Source organism: Polyangium sp. 6x1 (assembly GCF_029946515.1).
Taxonomy (GTDB): Bacteria; Myxococcota_A; Polyangia; order Polyangiales; family Polyangiaceae; genus Polyangium.
This window is the reverse complement of record NZ_JARZHH010000080.1, coordinates 1-17,572: the sequence shown is the minus strand read 5'-3', so window position 1 is coordinate 17,572 and position 17,572 is coordinate 1. Positions and strand designations below refer to the sequence as shown.

At 65.4% G+C, this 17,572-nt stretch carries 9 protein-coding genes; 4 read left to right on the top strand and 5 right to left on the bottom strand.

What is annotated here, in order from left to right:
* Positions 1-260: 260 nt before the first annotated feature.
* A protein-coding gene (locus tag QHF85_RS42645; protein WP_281333214.1) for an IS3 family transposase occupies positions 261-1,429 on the top strand; the annotation gives its coding sequence in 2 pieces (ribosomal slippage) (positions 261-534 and positions 534-1,429; 1,170 coding nt in all).
* A gap of 603 nt (positions 1,430-2,032) precedes the next feature.
* Here the strand turns inward: QHF85_RS42645 and QHF85_RS42640 are convergent.
* The 3 genes from QHF85_RS42640 to QHF85_RS42630 form a co-directional block, all read right to left on the bottom strand.
* On the bottom strand, positions 2,033-3,208 hold the full coding sequence (locus QHF85_RS42640) for a PD-(D/E)XK nuclease family protein (protein WP_281333213.1): 1,176 nt from the start codon (positions 3,206-3,208) through the stop codon (positions 2,033-2,035).
* Between the two features lie 13 nt (positions 3,209-3,221).
* Positions 3,222-5,591: a DEAD/DEAH box helicase gene (locus tag QHF85_RS42635; RefSeq protein ID WP_281333212.1), complete on the bottom strand. Its 2,370-nt coding sequence runs from the start codon at positions 5,589-5,591 to the stop codon at positions 3,222-3,224.
* Between the two features lie 93 nt (positions 5,592-5,684).
* The gene (locus tag QHF85_RS42630) at positions 5,685-5,948 is read right to left on the bottom strand and encodes a hypothetical protein (RefSeq protein ID WP_281333211.1); all 264 of its coding nucleotides are present in this window, start codon (positions 5,946-5,948) and stop codon (positions 5,685-5,687) included.
* A 237-nt stretch (positions 5,949-6,185) separates the two neighbouring features.
* On the opposite strand from QHF85_RS42630, the gene QHF85_RS42625 reads away from it, so the two are divergent.
* Genes QHF85_RS42625 through QHF85_RS42615 form a run of 3 tightly spaced genes read left to right on the top strand, consistent with a single transcriptional unit; the run spans position 6,186 to position 13,398 of the window.
* Entirely contained in the window at positions 6,186-6,362 is a 177-nt protein-coding gene (locus QHF85_RS42625; RefSeq protein ID WP_281333210.1) for a hypothetical protein, read from the top strand.
* Positions 6,363-6,421: 59 nt separating this feature from the next.
* Positions 6,422-8,221 carry a tetratricopeptide repeat protein gene (locus tag QHF85_RS42620; protein ID WP_281333209.1) on the top strand — a complete coding sequence of 600 codons (1,800 nt, stop codon included), beginning with the start codon at positions 6,422-6,424 and terminating at the stop codon, positions 8,219-8,221.
* Positions 8,104-13,398: a hypothetical protein gene (locus QHF85_RS42615; protein ID WP_281333208.1), complete on the top strand. Its 5,295-nt coding sequence runs from the start codon at positions 8,104-8,106 to the stop codon at positions 13,396-13,398. The genes QHF85_RS42620 and QHF85_RS42615 overlap by 118 nt, the downstream gene beginning before the upstream one ends.
* 55 nt (positions 13,399-13,453) lie before the next feature.
* On the opposite strand, the gene QHF85_RS42610 is transcribed toward QHF85_RS42615, so the two are convergent.
* Positions 13,454-14,869: an SEC-C metal-binding domain-containing protein gene (locus QHF85_RS42610; RefSeq protein ID WP_281333207.1), complete on the bottom strand. Its 1,416-nt coding sequence runs from the start codon at positions 14,867-14,869 to the stop codon at positions 13,454-13,456.
* Between the two features lie 183 nt (positions 14,870-15,052).
* On the bottom strand, positions 15,053-17,179 hold the full coding sequence (locus QHF85_RS42605; protein WP_281333206.1) for a hypothetical protein: 2,127 nt from the start codon (positions 17,177-17,179) through the stop codon (positions 15,053-15,055).
* Positions 17,180-17,572: the final 393 nt, after the last annotated feature.

The window sequence follows — 17,572 nt, the reverse complement described above, 5'->3', positions numbered from 1 at the left end:
TTCCGTGCGGTCAAGGTGGATCGAGTTATGACAGTGAACACGCGCGCTCCGAAGCGGAGATAGAGCTCGCGGCGCCACTGCTCGGCCATGGAACCCGGCGCGACCACAAGCACCGGAGAGCGGGCGTACCGTGCCAGAGGGCCTGGAGGACGAGCCCTGCCTCGATCGTCTTTCCGAGCCCAACCTCATCGGTGAAGAGGTGATCCTCCCCCACTTCCGTGGACAAACCCAAAGGCGCGGAGATGCGCTAGGAGAGTTCCATGGCGAAGCGGAAGCGGAGGTCGTTCAGCGCGGAGTTCAAGGCAGAGGCGGTTCGTCTCTGCCAGGTTGGGGACCGGAGCATCACGAAAGTCGCTCAGGATCTTGATCTCACCGAAACGGCGCTACGGGAGTGGCTGAGAGCAGCCGAGGTCAGCGTCGGGGAAACACCCCCCGAGGCCCTCACGAGCGCCGAGCGCGACGAGCTCGTGCGGCTGCGGCGTGAAGTGAAGCGGCTCCAGATGGAGCGGGAGATTCTAAAAAAAGCGGCGGCCTTCTTCGCGAAGGAGAGCGAGTGAAATTCGCGTTCATCGCCGTGGAGAAGGCCTACTTTCCGGTCTCCGTTCTCTGCGATGTCCTCGGCGTTTCGCGCAGCGGCTTCTACGCCTGGTCCAAGCGCCCCGAGCCGCGGCGTAAGGCCTCCGATGCGCAGCTCGCCGCCGAGATCACCGCCGCGCATCGGCGCAGCCGCGGCACCTACGGCAGCCCGCGCGTGCACGCGGAGCTGCGCGCCAAAGGCCTCTGCGTGAGCCGCAAGCGCGTCGAGCGGCTCATGCGCGAGCGAGGCCTCGAAGCGCGAAGGAAACGCCGGTTCCGGCGCACCACGGACTCGAACCACACCATGCCGATCGCGCCCAACGTGCTCGGCCGCCGCTTCGACGCGAAGGCCCCGAACGAGGCATGGGTGACCGACGTGACGTACATCCCGACGGCCGAGGGCTGGCTCTACCTGGCTGCGATCCTCGATCTATTCTCGCGACGGGTCGTCGGCTTCGCGATGAGCGAGCAGAACGACCGCGCGCTCGCGCTCGCGGCGCTCGAGCGTGCGCTACGCGCGCGCAGGCCGGCGTCGGGCATGGTGCACCACTCCGACCGCGGCAGCCCCTACGCCAGCGAGGCCTACCGCGAGGCGCTGCGCGAGCGCGGCATCGTCGCGAGCATGAGCCGCACCGGCGACTGCTACGACAACGCCGTAGCCGAGAGCTTCTTCGCGACCCTCAAGGCCGAGCTGGTCGACGGGAAGAGCTCCCCGACACGCGATGCCGCGATGGCGTCGATCGGTGACTACCTCGAGCGGTTCTACAACCACGCCCGGCGGCACTCGTACCTCGGGTACCTGAGCCCAGTCGAGTTCGAATTGAGAGCACAAGTGGCCACGTTTGCGGCATAGTCGGTTTGTCCACGGAAGTGGGGGAAGATCAAGGAACCGCTGCTCGCGATCCCGCAGCCCCCGCGTCGCCGCGTACAGCTAGCTGGTGAGCGAGAGGCCGGACGCGCGCGCCGAGCAGCGACGGGAATCCGTCCGTGTCAATGCACCAGCCCAACGCAGCTTTGTTCTGCCTCCCTCGGAACGGGACAAACCTAGACGCCGTGTTACACACGGTCGAGGACAAGCCTGATTGCGCATAGCGGCTCTTGGCGAAAGCCTACACTCGGAAAGGCGGCAGCCGACTTGGTTCGTGCGGTGCATGCGGGCGCTCGTGTTCGCTACGATCCGGTCGTGCAGCAGGTCATCATCTTTTGCCCGCCGCCATCCTGATGCAGCCTGCGCCTGGCCCCCAGGCGCCGCTTGCACGGCGCCATCCCCACCCGCACGCCGTTTCCATGTCGAACAAGAGCTTTCCGAGATCGGCCTGTCCCCCTCGCGACGCGCTCCGGCAGCCTAACCACCCAACACCTAAAGGTGATTTGTGGGCGCAGAGGGTAGCCATCTACGAAGCCATGGATCACCGCATCCCTCGCACTGCATCGGCCTGCCGATTGTTCCCACCCTTCACCCCGGCGCCACCGGCGGCCCTGCCTTCTTGCCCGTCGTCCGCATCTGCGCCGGACTCGGGCACGTATGCTTGAAATCGCACGCTTCGCACGTCGCCGCATCCCCGCACGCCTTCCAGTGCTTCGGAATGCTCCCGGACTGAAATTCCGCCTGCGCCGACGCCTCGATCTCCGTCACCACGTCATCGATGGCCGCTACCGCGTCCTTAATCCGCGCATCGGTAACATCGATCACCCGGATCGCCCGCTTCATGCGGAACGCGAGCGATAGCGCAGGCACGGCAGCCCCAGGTTGCCAACGATGGATCGCGTAATAGTCTGCCGAACCGGGTTCCGGCACGACATCCGCGGCACCTTGCCTGATCTCGTGCACGTACTCCTCGAGCTCACTCGAGGAAGGGGCAAACTCGTTGACGTACACGATGATCCCCGCTCCCACGCGAGCCATCCCCGGCGCCTGATTGCGCAGCCACGCGTAGGTCTGCACCTGCCACGCGTGATGCGTCCAATATTCGGACTTCTGGTCCGGCCGACGTGCCGCCTTGTAGTCGACGATGAGGTCGAAGTTCTCGAGGCCCGGATCCACGACCGCACTGGCCAACTTGACCAGCTCGTTCCCTTCGTGCGCTCGTGCCCGGACGCTCGAGATGACGTCCACGACCCCCGTAAGCTCGTAGCGATCACCGCGCCCCACTCGTTGCGCGGTCGGTGGCATAGCCCGCGTGCCCGAGATCTTCTCCTCGGCTGCGGTCACCAGCGGGAAAAGGTGCGGTCCGAGCTCATTGACGGCCGCGGCCGCCCGTCGGTAGGCGGCCATGCGTGCCTTGTCGCTCCTGGATATCTTGCCGCCCGCTGCCAGGCGCGCCTCGACAAGGTCGCCAAGGGTCCCAATGTCGTTCTCGGGCCTCCCTGGGGGCGCCTGCTTTCCCCACGGTGTGATCTCACAGGACCAGGGGAAAGGAAGTTGGTCTCGCTTCAGGTCCCAGATCCTGTACGCCTCCTCCATCACGCCATGCACGAACTCTCCGGTCCACATCTGTACGGGCCGGGACGGCGGAAGCGAGCTGCCGTTGTAATAACGGTACTGCAGCCCGCAGCGTTGATACGAGAGGATATCGCCCGTCAGGCTGTAAGAGGGCACCTCGAAGGGGATCCCGCGTACGTTCAAGGGCATGGGGCACTCTCGGTCAAATCAAAGCGACGTGGGTCGCGGACATGCACGCTTCCCAGTCGCTGTGGTGGACGAAGTTCATATGACGCACGGGACCGGCACGGTTCACGTCGCCCAGGGCAATGCTGGGTACAGGCTTCTTCGTTCGGATGAGCGCCGTGTTCCCGACGAGCAGCAGAACATCCTGAGGTCGGCTGTAGGCCACGAAGTAGAGACGGCGAAGGTCGTCCCATGCGCGATCTACGGCTGAGCGCATGGTGCGCACGGGTCCTACGGGAGAGAAACTCGCCGTGAGATCCTCCATGACGTGAACGCTGTCACACTCCAAGGGGAAGCGGCCCCGACGTTGTGCATGGTGGTCTCGCGTGTAGTCGCTTCCCACGTCCACGATGACGAGAGGAAATTCCAAGCCCTTGGCCTGGTGAATCGTCATGATGGGGAAGACCTTGCGAGGCACCATGGGCATGATTTCCTCGTCAAGGTCCGTGTCATCATTCGCAAAGGCCAGGAAGACGTTCCAGTACAGTTGCTCGAGCGCGCTCTTGTCTGCTTTTCCTTGCCCGTTCAGAACCTTGCACCCGTAGCTATTCACCTGCCCGACCTCGGCCACGGTGCGAGCAATGGCCTCCATGTAGACCTGGCCTTCTGGAGTCTCCCCGAGCCTGGGGAACCATGTCGCCAGAGTGAAGACCAGCTCCAGAAAAGGCCACTCTTCCGGCCACTTGGGCATGGTGGCGGCTTTTCGAGCACGCCATCCGTCCACGAATTTCTGCAATCCCCCAGGGGCGGGGTTCGTGGAGATGAAGCCCCGTGCAGCGGTGACCCAGCGGTCGAGTGTCTGCCGTGCGTCCTGGGGGAACGTCGAGATCCCCTGAAGCACTGCCTGACCTGGATCGACGCACTCGATCGCGAGGCCCAGGAGGAGACTGACATCCGTCACGTCGCCCAGGGCTCGTCCACGGGGGTTGAAAACTTCAACGTGCCGCCGTCCGAGTTCGTCCCGGAGCATTTGGGGCAGTCGCGCCTCCCCCTTGTAATCTCGCTCAGCGACCTTGTGCGCGAGCAGGACCGCATCCCCCAAATCGCCGCCTGAGCCGGACTCGATGGCGAACGTCGTGTCCTTGCACTGAATTTTCCGGCCCTTGCCACGGAACACGTCCACGAGGAAACCGGCGAGATCGCGCGCGAGCTCCTCCCTCGTGTCGCGGAACATCCCGAGCACGGGGATGTTCGCGTCACTCACCGTGGCATGCGTCGAGCCTGCCACGATCGTCTTCTTCCCGGGGGCCCGTGCGGGCTGGTACGACGAGTCGATCGTCAGGAACGCATTGCAGAAGTCGACGAGCCGCTTCGTTGATCGGTAGTTTGTCGCGAGGTCGAAGCGTGATGGCGCCCGAGCACTTCCCAGGGCCTGCTCGATGCGCGTCGCGAAGCTCGCGAAGATCTCCACCGTGGCCCCGCGGAACCGGTAGATCGACTGATCATCGTCTCCGACGACGGTCAACGAGATATCGGGGCGGTTCTGGAGAAAGGCGAAGTAGATCTGCTCCTGGAGGTAGTTCGTGTCCTGAAACTCGTCGACCAGCAGAGCTTGGAGCGGCGCGGTGACTTTCGCGAGCGTGCCTTTGTTGAGTCGCTCGAGCAGGAGCGTCTCGAGGCGGGCGAAGTCCGCCATGTGCTGCTTCTCGAGGTGCTGGAAGTAGTCGAGCACGGCCTCGACCAGTTTCGCGTGACCGGGTCCCGCCTGCGTGTAGGCGTTGAGGTCGATCTCGTCGTGGCGGACGCGATCCGCGAAGGTGCGCACGACGCCGACCTTCGAAGGAAGCGCTTTGACCCCCGGGAACCCCGGCGAGAGCGTGCCGAGATGATCTTCCAGGGGCTTGTCCCGGAACCGGCCTGCCTGGAAGAGCGCGCGCTGCCGCACGAGCGCACTCGTGAGAAGAGCCTCGATCGTGACCGGCGTGATCGCCCCCGGCACACGCGCTTCGGTGAGGAACTCCTCCGCCAGCGAGTCGAGCGTGCCCACGCGAAGCTGGTTGAGGTCGAGCGCGTCGAGCTCCGCACGCTCGGCCGGGTTGGCGCGGCGCCGCGCTTCGTTGTGGACCGCGATGCCCCACGACAGCAGACGCGACCGGAGCTCCTTGGCCGCCTTGCGGGTGAACGTCGTGGCGATCACGCCTGCCGGCTTCATGCCGTCCACGAAGACGTGCTTCAGGACGCGAAGCGCGAGGACCGTCGTCTTCCCTGCTCCGGGGCCCGCCACGACGAGCGCAGGGGGCTCGGGGGGCGCGGAGACGACGCGCTCCTGCTCACGATCGAGCCACTTGGTCTTGAACTGGGGTACCGAGGACCGTACGACGTCGAAGAAGTCGGCCAGGGTCAGCATCCAACCCCGGAGACTACAAGATCTGGAACTGGCGTATGTACAAAAGAAGAAGACGCCAGGACAGACGCGCTCCGCGGTGACCGGCACGTCCGTTCATCGGACGATGACCTCAAAGCCCAACTTCTGCAGGATCCGCGCGGTGTACTGCCCCCCGCTGAACTCCTTGGCGTCGATCTGGCTCTGGTTCGCTCGGTGGTACGCCTCGCGGAGCACGCGCTTCGCCGGTAGATCATGGCCTTCGAAGCGGACGAAGTATGAGCCACCCCCGCCTGCTGAACCTGCCTTGGCGAGCGCGCGGCAGGCTTCCTCGACGTGCGCGCGCTCGATCTTCTCGAACCATTCTCTCGTCTTCGCCATGGCTACCTCGCCGGATGTAGGGCTACCGGCAGGATAGGCGGGCGCGGTTCGAGGGCCAAGCGGACACAGAGCGGACATGGTCAAGGGGATGCCGTAGCCGGCGGGAGTGGGGGACCAGGCCCGGTCCCGCCGCCGCCGATGATCCCGGTTCTGACCCTGCCGCATCTTCGCCTCACGTCGCACGCTGGTCTTCGGGTCGAGCGCAGAAGCCCGACCCTGCACAGAAGGCAACCGACGATGACCAAGCAGCACCCCACCCCGAACGACCAGCGTTCTCAGGTCAAGGACCCTTCGACGAAGGCGTACGAGGCGGACCGGAAGAACCGCATCGAGCTCGGCCACCCGAACGTGCCCCCGCCGCCCCCGCCGAAGGTGCAGAGCGGCGGGGCGAACTCCGGGGGCAAGAAGCGGTGAACGACGTGGGCGCCCCGGTCTCGTCACCGGGGCGCCTTCTCTCGCGGCATGGAGGACGTATGCTCACTGCTACCGTGGAGTCCGACCGCGTTTCGTCCGCTCTCCCCGAGGGGCCGCTGCCCATGCGGGGCGCCATTCTCAATGCCCTGGCGAGTGCGCTTCGGCTGGGTGACAAGACCCGCACGCCGTCCGACGGCTTTTCGGGGGTGACGGCAAAGCGTATTCTCAAGGACGACCCCGCGGTCACCCTCGAGAAGAGGACTGCGCTGACACGCTTGCTCGTCAAGCACCTGTTCACGCCGGAATACCTGCGCGCTCGCGGATTGGACGATGGGGAGGCGCACATCCACGATGAGGTGCTCGTCGAGGCCATCGAGGAGCTCTTGGATCGATGGGAGGTCTTGGTGAGGCAGTGCAATCACGTGACGGGGCCGCTGCCTACGAGCGAGACGCTATTGAAGGTCAGCGGCATCGAGCTCGACGCCGTGACGCGCGCCGCCGCGTACCTCTGCGTTTACGGCAGGCTCCACCCCGTGCTCGAATCGCTCGAAGCATGGATGTCAAAGCCTGGGCTCTCGGGGGTCTTCGAGGAGCTCGTGAATCGGGCTGGTAGAATCTCGCTCGATCGCCTCTGCAAGGACGCCCGCCTCCAGAAAAATACGATCAAGGCTCTCCGGGATGGAAAGGTTTCCGAACCGCAAGGCGAGACGATCGAGCAACTGGCGCACGCGCTCGCGAAGCACGGCGTGCCGCGGCGCAACGGCGAAGGCGACATGACGGCGGCGGAAATTTCGTTCGAGCTCCGCGTGGCCGCGGCGCTCGTGCGAGCACGAGAGGCGTTATCGAGCGAAGCGCGTCGAGGTTCGATCGGCCAGTGCTTCGTGCTCTTGCGACACCTGCGATCCGAGCTGCGGAGATACACGCCGGAAGAGCTCACCGGGCTCGTCGTGCGCGGACGCGCGTCACCGCTCTGGCCAGCGGTCGAAGCGATGGCCCTCGAGTATACGTTCGCCAGTACGGTGCAGCATTTCCGAGCCATTGCGGCGGGCGCTGCGCAGGACATGCAGCTCCTCCGAGCAGATCCCGCTGCAGGTGCGAGAAAACACGCCGAGGATACGGCGGCGCAGGCGGCGCATCTCCGAGAGGTCGCGGAGAAGCTGGGAGGTGAGGCCCACGAGCTCCTGGCTCCCCTCATCGAGTTCGAGGAATACTCTGCCGATTTCATGCGCCGGGCGTCCGACATCTTCGCTGGGAAGGCGCCCGGACCAGCGGCGCATGCTGCGAAGGACCATGCATCGAGGATCGAAGCCCTGGGCAAGATGATGAGCGCGATGAAGCCCTGGGACCCGCCGACCCCGGAGGAAAAACTGCAGTTGCTCCGCGAGGCCGTCGCGGCTTACCCGTCCTTCGTTCCACCCCGTGTCATGCTCGCGGGCGAGCTCGCCGCAAGGGGGCAGCACGACGAGGCCCTCGCCTATCTTCATGCGCTCGTCGGCGAACATCCCGAGAACCCACGCGTACGTTATGACCTCGCGCTACGCCTCGCCCACGTCCTCAGGTACGCCGAGGCGCTCACCGAGCTCGACGAGGTCGAGCGTCGAGGCGGATACGGGCCCGACGCCAAAGCCCTGCGCGGTGAATGCCTCCTGGGACTTGGGCGTGTCGAGGAAGCAGAGGTGGCCTTCGCCCAGGCGCTCGAGGACAACCCCAGGCTGGTGATGGCGCTCCAAGGCATGGCCCGATGCCGTCGGATGGCAGGGGACGAGCGCAAAGCCCGAGAATTCGAGCGGCACGCGACCTACTATGGGGAGGGGAGCCACGGGCGAGCGCAGCGCACTGGCTGGCGATCGGAACCGTGAACCGTGTAGCCTGGGAGTCGACCATGGGTGCCCTCGAAGTCCCGATCGCCTCGTCGAGCCGCGATGCGCCCACGATCGAGAACGTCGCGACGACGAGGATCCGAGAGCTGCTTCCCGAGATCGATGTTCTACTCGTGACGACGACGTCGGTCGAGCGGGATGCCGTTCTTCAGGTGCTTCGACCGCTTCCGCAGGAGAGCGCGCTGCTCGAAGGTAACGTGGGGCGCATCACGGTGCGAATCGGCCAGTTCGCACGTTATTACGCCGCGCACGTCGAGTGCACCATGGGTTCGGTCGGGCGTGATGCCTCGCAGCTCTCCGTCTTCGAAGCGATCGAGGAGGTCGATCCGAAGGCGGTCCTCGTCCTGGGCATCGCCTTCGGTTGCAACCCGGCGAAGCAGCAGTTGGGGGACGTCATCGTCGCGCAGTCCGTGGTCCCTTACGAGAGGGCGCGCGTCGGGGCACGCGTCGTACCCCGAGGAGCGCCGGAGCCCGCGGGACAGATCCTCTTCGATAGGTTTCGTGCGCGTAGCTTCGACTGGGTGGAGCGACGTGGAGACGAGCGGGTACAGGTCTTGTGCGGGCCGCTCCTTTCGGGTGAAAAACTCATCGATGACCAATCGTTTCGTGATGGTCTGCGGGAGGCATTTCCCGACGCCGTCGGAGGCGAAATGGAAGGTTCCGGCGCGTATGGGGCTGCTGCCCGGGCCAAGGTCGAGATCCTCCTCGTCAAGGCGATCAGTGATTTCGCCGACGGCGAGAAGGCGGCTACGAGGGACATGCAGCCGTTCGCAGCCTCGATGGCCGTATCCCTCGCGTGGCATGTGCTCGACAAACCAAACGTGCTTCTCGCGCTCGGCGCCCGCGATCGCGAGGTAACGAGAGAGCGCAACGGGAACACGGGAGGCAGCTCGTCGCCACGCCAGCGGTTGCTCGAGGGGATCGATCTCCTTGGGGTGGACTGGGCGAACCGGATTGGGGGATTCATCGACGCATACAGCGGTACGGCGGAACGTCCCAATGTCTTTTGCGGGCGCGAAGACGACGTCGATCGGGTAGAGGCCTGGCTCGATGCGAAGTGCGATCCGGCGAACCTGCTCGTGACGGCCCCCGCGGGGCGAGGCAAATCGGCCTTGCTCGTGCGTTTCGCTCTGCGGCTCGCGGAGCGCACCGATATCGACGTCGTGTTCATCCCTGCGAGCCTTCGTTTCAGGACGCACCGCCCGGACGTGCTTCTCGGCTGCCTTGTCGCACGGCTCGCCTGCCTCCGTGGGCGAAATCCGCCGGATCTGAAGCATTTGACCGTCGATATGCTCCAGAAGATGATGCTCGACGAGCTCTCGCAGGCTCCGGCGGAGAGGCGACGCACGGTCGTCATCCTGGACGGGTTCGATGAAGCAGGGAGCATGGGAGACATCCCTTGGCTACTCCCGCCACATCACCCGGACTCAACACGTATCCTCGTCTCTGCGCGAGAGCTACCCGATGATTCCAGCGGAGATCGATGGCTCCGGGCCCTCGGATGGGAGGGACCGGGGGTGGCAAAACGATTGACGCTGGCGCCGCTCGACGCAGGCGACGTGAAGGCCACGCTGAGGCGACTCCCCGCCCCGCTCGATCGACTGGCCCAGCGGCACGACCTCGTCGCCGAGCTGTTGCGTCTCTGCACGGGCGAGCCGCTGACGCTCTGGTTGATGATGGGCGAAATCGTGGGCCGCGGGGAAGCCGCCGTCGACTTGGATGTCTCGTCCCTGCGCGAGCGCGCGCCGGGGCTTGCGGGATGGTTCGAGCTCTGGTGGCAGCAGCAGCGCAAGCAATGGGGGGACGCCGCGCATCACAGGGAACGTGCCGTCCGTGCGCTCCTCGATGTGGTCTCCGTGGCCGAAGGTGGACTGACCCGAGACGACCTTCTATCGCTGCTACACCAGGAAATCCACGATGGGTCGTCGCTGGACGAGGCGCTCGAGAAGCTCTCCCGGTTGATCCATGGCGATGGTAAGCGCAGCGGATACGTGCCTGCGCATCCGGGGTTCGGGCAGTACATACGCGAGCAACTCGGCAAGACCGCCGTGAAGCAGTGGAGGCGGCGCATCGCAAAGTGGGCCCAGTCCTTTGTCGACGATCTCCTCGCGGGCCGGGCGTCGGGGGACGAGGTCCCTCGATACGTGGTGCAGCACTTCCCAGCCCATTTGCAGCAGGAACGCGCAGCGCCCGAACGGTGGATGTCGCTCGTGACGCGGGCATGGTACGATGCGTGGCGAGCGCCCGAGGAGGGGCCGAGCGGGTTCCTCGAGGGGGTGGCGCGGAGCTGGAAGGCTGTGGCAGCAGATGGGGAGCACCTCGCCGAGGAGGCCCAGTGCGCGCTGGTGAAGGGAAGCGTCGGCAGCACGCTCGCGCAGGTGACGCCGGGTCTCCTGAAGATGCTCCTCGACGAGCGAATCTGGCCGCCGGAGCAAGCCTTCGCCTACGCACGGACGGCGCCGGTCGTGGAGCATTCGGATGGTAAACGCGCCAAGCTTCTGGAAGTGCTCGCTCCGCGTATCCCGGATGCGTTGCTTCCACAGTTCTTCGAGATCGCGTGCGGTCTCGAGGGAATCCACTTCGCGAGCTTGGCCAGAGGCGTGTTCGAGGACCTCCTACGGCGGATGGCGGTCGTGGCCCCCATGGAGGCCCGGATCGCGCTGGAGAAGATCGAGTCCCCGGGCACGCGCGCTCTCCATCTGTGCACGCTCGCCCGATATCTGCCGATGGACGAGCAGAGTCCCGTACTCTCGTATGCGCTATCACTCGCCAGAAGAATCGAGCGCCCGGAGAGCCGAGCTTATGTCCTGAAGCGCGTGGGCGAGTCCATGACGGGCTCAGCGCGGGAGCAGGCACTGCGCGATGCGTTCGACGCCGCTCGCGAGGTGACGGAGACGAAACAGCGCTGTTATACGCTCGCCGATATTGCCGCCGCGCTCCCCGTGAAAATCCTGGACCACGCCTGCGCCGAGGCGCTGGACGCAGCATCACGGCTGGCCATGAACGATCGCGTCTACGCGCTGAACTCCCTCGTCGACGACCTCCCCTCCCCCCATTGCATGGATGCACGGCGGGCGTTCGAGGCCGCGATCGATGCAAACGAAGATCTCGCGGGAGCCGCGCACATGTACCTCGGGCGATTGTCGTCCCTGCCAGAGGACGAGCGCGGGGGCTGCATCGACAAGGTGTTCGAGCTCATCGACCGCATTCCGGACGAGATGACGCGCGCGAGGGCCACGATGGCCATCCTCATGAACGAGGCCGTTCGGAAAGAAACGCCAAGCATTCGGCAGGCCATTGCAGAACGGGCCCTTCGCGTGGCCCGCCGCATCGAGCAGCCGTGGACGCGCCTGCACATCGTGGATCAGCTCCACCGCGACGTTCCGGCGGAGCTGTGCTGGCAGTGCGTGGAGCCGACATGGCCCGTGATCGTCGCGTCGCTACGCGCGAACGAGCCACGCGACGACCTCTACGCAACCTTCCGCATTGCTCCGCTCGCCATGGCCCTCGATGCAGCGAGGCAGACCCTGTTTCCTTGGTCGAGGGCCCAGCTCCTGGTGACGGTCGCGTATCGAATCCCGGACGAAGCAGAACGGTGGCCTGTCCTCGAAGATGCGATCGAGGCGACCCAGCAGGTGGTCCTCCCGCGAAATCGCGCCGATCTGTACATGCAGATCTTCTGCGCAGCTCCCGAGCATGTACAGAACGCCGTATTCGAGGCTTTGATCTTGGCCATCGACGAGATCACGGACCCGTACTGGCAGACACGAACGCTCGTGGACCTCGCGCACATGCTCGCCGAGCCCTGGCGAACGAGAGCGTTCGAAGCGGCGCACGAAGCGGCGCTCGCCATCGAGATGCCTCACGCGCGGTTCGACGAGTTGCTTCGCATCGCCAAGCACGTCGGCAAGGAACGGCGCGAGGTAGTCCTGAACGACGCCCTGGAAACCGTCAGGAGGGAGTTGGCGACGGCCATGCGGCTCCGCCACCTTACGCACCTCGCGGCCGAGGTAGACGGGCCACGTCGTCGCGAGCTGCTACGCATGGCGCTCGAGTGGTCGCAGACGATCGGGGACGAGAGCCGCTGCGTCCAGACGATGATCGCCTATGCCGCGCATCTCCCCCCCGACGAGATCGACGCGATTGCCCGCTGCATCGACCGGATCGAGGAGCCCGGCGCCAAGGTGGACGCGTATGTCGAGTTGCTCTCGCGTTGCCCCGCCGAACGTACGTCACGCTTCGGTGCCGCGCTCGCGGCCGCGCGTGTGTTCTCTCGTGCTCCAGGCTTACACACGCGAACTCTTCAGCTCGCCAAGCTCGTCCGCGTGGCTCCCGACCCCCTCCTGAGCGAGCTGCTGCGTGAGACACTCGACGCGGCGGCGACGGACCTCGAATCGATCGAGCGCCCGCCCTCCGGGGCGCTCCTCGAAGACTATTATGCAGACACGTCCGGCTCGATGTTCGATCGGGAGATCGAGCAGGCGTTCCTGCAGCTGATTCCTTTCTTGCCCGGCGCATGGATCCCCGAGGCGCTGGCGATCGCCGAGCGCATCGCGACCATTTACGTCCGGGCGAACGTCCTTGTCTGGCTCGCCTGGAGGCTCGGCGATGCCGAGCGAATGCAGATCGCCGAGAGAATCCTGGCGGCTGAGCTTCCGCGCATTCGCCACCTCGATCCCACCGAAATGCGCAGCCAAATCGCTCGCACCGTGGCGCCTCTCTTGCCCGAGCCGCGTCGAAGTGAGGTGCTCGCCGCCTTCCCATCCCCGTCGACAGCATCGCCGGAGGTTGAAGGCATGATGGGTCGTGGGAAAGCGGGCCTCGATCGATTCCCGAGGATCGCCCCCGAGCTGAGCACCCAGGAGCTCGATGAAGCGCTCGCCCAGGTCGAGGCCGATCGCTCGCACGGAAGCCCCCACGACGCGCGGCTCGAGGCGTTGGCCGCTCTTGCCTCGGAGCGGCTACGACGCCCTCATCCACCGCGCCAAAGGCTTCAGAAGATCCTGCACGACACGCTCCATGGGCGCGCAGAGACACGCGCCGAGGTACTGCTCGTCCTGTCCGCGATGGCGCCACTCGTCGTCGGTCTCGGGGGGACGCCGGCGGCGGTCGGTGTCGTGCGTGCGATTCGTCGCGTGGGCGAATGGTGGCCGTAGGCATCGACGAGGTGCTGCCCTATCGCGCCCTCGTTCGCTCGGTGTGCCGCTCGCTTCAAGCTCCACAGCATCGCTTGTACTTCTTCCCGCTCCCGCACGGACACGGACCTTTCCGCGAGACGACCTGCGGGGCTTGCTGGATTGGCCTTGCCCAGAGGAATGGCTCGCGTGCCGATAGAAGCACCGGCTTTGCCCATGCTGCGCCCCAAACGCCCCGCGCTGCGGTGAGAAAGTCCGCCGGCAAGTGGACGTCCTCGAGCCCGGCCCGCGAGACCCAGGGCACCGCCGCACCGAGCGATCCGAGCATCTCCGGGCTCTCCATCCATTCGAGCGGGCTGTTCGCGGCTATGCAATATGCGAGAGCATCCGGCACGTCGACCATCCTCTCGAACCGATACGGCGATCCCGGAGATGCCATGCGGCTCGCGAGGAGGGCGAGATCCGCGCCGTTTTCCCGGTGTATCACGGCGAGCGTATCCGGCTCTTCCGTGAACATCGTCCACTGGCCTGCGATGGTTCCAGCGGCATCGCGTACCAGGTCGCTCACGAGATCCTCGCCGGACAGCCTCGGCCCCGTCTCGAGCACCTTCCCCACCTCGGCACGCAGCCGTGCATGACGGTGGCCTATCGCCACGAGCGACAGGCCCGAGCTCGCCACGTCGATGTAGCGCTCCGCTTCTTGATATCGTCGCTTCTGATGCGGCAGCGCGAGCTTGCCGAGGCGCGCCGTCGCCCATACGCCGCGCAGCGTGATGCCGATGATGCCCGTCTCCAGCGCGATCCGAGTGCAGTCGAGCAGCGCGATCTTCTCGATGTCCTCCTCGGACAGCCCCTCGAACTGCGTAGGCCCGCCGGCCATGGCGAGCGCGACGAGATGCCCCGTTGCCCAGGAGAGCTTCCAGTACACCTCCACGAGCTCGTCGTGGCGCCGCGCGAGTTTGTCCGTCCGCCGAAGCTCTCGAAGGAGAGCCTGACGCAGGTCGACGAGGGCGGGCTGGAGTTCCACCAGCCAATGGAAGAACTGCACCCATAGGAACGGTTGTATCGCGACGAGACGGGTCATCTCCTCGCGCGAGAGCAGTGAACCAGCATCGTAGATGCGCCGGAGCAGCGCAGCCCGGCCCCCGGGTTGACGAGCAACCGCCTCGGCCTGGGCCAAGCGCTCGCGCATGACTTCCGTCTTGCGGATGACGGAGTCGAGCTTCTCCCGGGTGATCAGGAAAAGATCCTTCGTGGGCTTCATGCCTTCGCCGAGGCACGTGACGAAGTGCCCCTCGCGCGTGACGACGAGGAAGGGGCCCTCCTCCGGGTCGGCGAGCGAGATGGCAACGCGCTCGCAACGCTCAGGGACGCGCCCAGACGCGAGGATGTGCCGCAAGAGGGCCTCGTCGCGGTAGAGCGAAAGGGAGAGCTCGACGTGCTCGAAGGACACGCGATCGAGGCGGGAGAGGAAGTGGTGGGCGTGGCCCATGAGATCCTCTGGGATCATAGCGAACATTGACCCGCGTCATGCTTTTTTTGGCGGCGTTCGCAACGCTACCTCCCACCTCGCTGACCACCACGAAGCTCGAGCACACGACGGGATACGCGCGTAGCCTGGGCCTCGGCTGGCGCGAAGTTCCATGGGCCTGTCCGATTCCGGTCCGCCGCCTCTTCAGACCTTGCCGGTCATCGAAAAGCGACCCTCCGCCAATTTCATGGCCTGCTGAAGCGCGCCTGGCGGCGTTCTTGCAAGCAATGTCATGGCCGTCGATAGCACGCCCGCATCTGGGATCAAGCTCCGAGGTGGCATCGACGCTGGAAGCGGCGGGGATGCAATCGTCTCCAGTGGCACAGCAGCCTGAGCGGCGGAGTCCGGCTGCGGTAAATCCGATGGCATGGTTGTACGCCCAGCGATCAGTAATTTCCCACGTCGCCCGAAGAACGAATTGAGCGCCTTGTCCTTCTCGGGCTGGGGCCAGTTCTTCTGCCGGATTGCTTGCTCGGCCTGGAACGAATGACGGAGCCGTCCGCTCTGCAAGTCATCGATGAGCTGTGACACCTCCTGCTCGATCTGTGCCTCCGTGGGGTGCTCACGCAACCGGTTTGGCTCCACGTGGATGGTCTTCGCGACCGTGACCGACGGGTGCACCACCTGCATATCGACGGCAGCCGCGGATGCTCGGGCCGGCACATCTCGAGGGCTCGGAACTGGCGGAGCAGCGCCTTCGGGCTGCTTGGGAGGCTGCGTGAAAGGAATGCTTAACGTGCCGCCCGTCGCTACCGCGGGCGGCGAAGATTGCTCCGTGGTGGGATGCCGCCTGCCCTGGAGGATCTGGGCCGAGGATCGATTCAGCGTCCGGAGGTACGCGAGGATCTCTTGGCCCATCACTCGTAAGGCGTCCTGATACGCCTGTCGATCGGCGCAGAGTGCCCCGAGGTAATCAGTGTACGAGAAGCTGTCGTCGATGATTTGGGGACCAACGCTCTCGAGAAACCGGTCGATCTTCTCGCAGATCCGCGCGTCCGCCGGGTTCTCCGTGCGCGTCTTTCCGCAAGCATTGTAGATGCGCTCCATTGTCGGCTGCTGCCGTGCAAGATACCACTGGAGCGTGTTGAACGTCTTCCAGGACAGGAGCCTGCCGCCGCTCGTGGTCACGACGTCGTTCGCTGGCCTCGCACTGCGCCCGAGGCTCGAGCCGCTCGAAGCCCCTCCTGTGCGCCCGGCGCTCATCCTCTTTACTTCCGCGAGTTGCCTGCGAAGCGCCTGCCGATCCGCGGGATCCGCGAGCACGGCATCTGCCCCCGTCATCAGCGGCGGCTTCAAGATCCCCTCGCTCTCGAGTTCGAACACCGCCTGAGCGGCCTCGAAAACATCCACGCGCGACGTCTCCAGACGCTGCAGCGCGACCCGATGCCGCTCGATCTCCTTCGAGAGGACCTGCACCTCGTCGAGCCGCTTGAGGATCTCCTCGGAGCCTGACGCCGCTTCCAAGCCGCGGAGGATCCCCACCGCCTTCTCCAGGTGCTCGAGCGCAGCGCTCATGCCGCCCGCCGCATCCTCGAACTTCCTGCGCTTTCGCTGCGTCTCCTCTCCACCGCCGCGCTCGATCTCGCGGAGCAGCACCGACGCCTTGGCGCCCCCTCGAACACCGGCGACCACCTGCTCGCGCGACGCCTTCTCCAGCGCGATCAACCGAGGCACATCCTTGCGCGTGATCCGCGCTTCCCGCGCCAACACCTCGTTCTTGATCTGCGCCCCGCACGCCTCAGCGAACTGATCGAGTTCCTCCGCGAACCGCGCATCTCGCCGGATCGTCTTCTCGTCGACCTTGTATTGCACGGCGATCAACTCAGCCGTCGTCGACCTCTGGACACTCTGCCCAGAAGTCAGATCCGTTCGCGCCCCCTGGCGCTTGGCGGAGAGGTACATCCGCCCCCGCAGGTAGCTCATCGCCTCCCGCGTCAGGTTCCGGCGCCCGAGCTGATGTTTCAGCATCCACTGGATCGCCGCTTCACGATCCGGCAACGAGATGTACTCGACCTCGTACGCCAGCCCATGCCGCTTGCAGATCGCGAGCCGGTTGTGCCCATCGAGCAGGCGCTTCTGCCGCCCGTCGTCCCAGGCGATGAGCTTCTCGCGGCATCCTTCGGCGAGGAGGTTCTGCTCGAGCTGCGCGAGCTCCTCCGCCGAGAGGCGCGGAATCAACGCCTGAAGCTCCCCGTCGATGATGAGCGCCTCGCGCCCGCTACTGATCCCGCCCTCGCCTCGCCGCGTGCCCTGCTTGCGTTGCGCGCTCATCCGCCACCGCCCTTCCTGCTGTTGAATCTCCTCGACAGATCCCCCCGAACCCGCCCTCGACCTGTTCCAAACCTGTTCCAAAACTGTTCCACGACGCCGGTCGACTCCCGGGGACACGCGCGACGCACGCGGCCTCCCCGCCTGCCACAATCGCCAAGGATCTCGAACCCTTGCGCCAGAAAGACGAGCACCATCGCCGACTTGGATGATTGCTGCGCAAAGGGTTCGAGTCCCTGTCGACCCACCCCAATTCCTCAACAATCCCGCTAGTGTCCTGAGTTAGAAGAACGCGAACATTTTTTGGACGATCCCCTCCCTCAACACATGGAGGTGAGTGGGAAGATGCGACTTCGAACTGGCCGCCCACTCGAACCTCTGGTCCTGACTGCTGAA

Excerpts from the sequence above, each read along its gene's own strand:
- QHF85_RS42640 (WP_281333213.1), bottom strand. The coding sequence starts at position 3,208 with ATGCCCTTGAACGTACGCGGGATCCCCTTCGAGGTGCCCTCTTACAGC.
- QHF85_RS42635 (WP_281333212.1), bottom strand. The coding sequence starts at position 5,591 with ATGCTGACCCTGGCCGACTTCTTCGACGTCGTACGGTCCTCGGTACCC.
- QHF85_RS42630 (WP_281333211.1), bottom strand. The coding sequence starts at position 5,948 with ATGGCGAAGACGAGAGAATGGTTCGAGAAGATCGAGCGCGCGCACGTC.
- QHF85_RS42625 (WP_281333210.1), top strand. The coding sequence starts at position 6,186 with ATGACCAAGCAGCACCCCACCCCGAACGACCAGCGTTCTCAGGTCAAG.
- QHF85_RS42620 (WP_281333209.1), top strand. The coding sequence starts at position 6,422 with ATGCTCACTGCTACCGTGGAGTCCGACCGCGTTTCGTCCGCTCTCCCC.
- QHF85_RS42615 (WP_281333208.1), top strand. The coding sequence starts at position 8,104 with ATGCCGTCGGATGGCAGGGGACGAGCGCAAAGCCCGAGAATTCGAGCG.
- QHF85_RS42610 (WP_281333207.1), bottom strand. The coding sequence starts at position 14,869 with ATGGGCCACGCCCACCACTTCCTCTCCCGCCTCGATCGCGTGTCCTTC.
- QHF85_RS42605 (WP_281333206.1), bottom strand. The coding sequence starts at position 17,179 with ATGAGCGCGCAACGCAAGCAGGGCACGCGGCGAGGCGAGGGCGGGATC.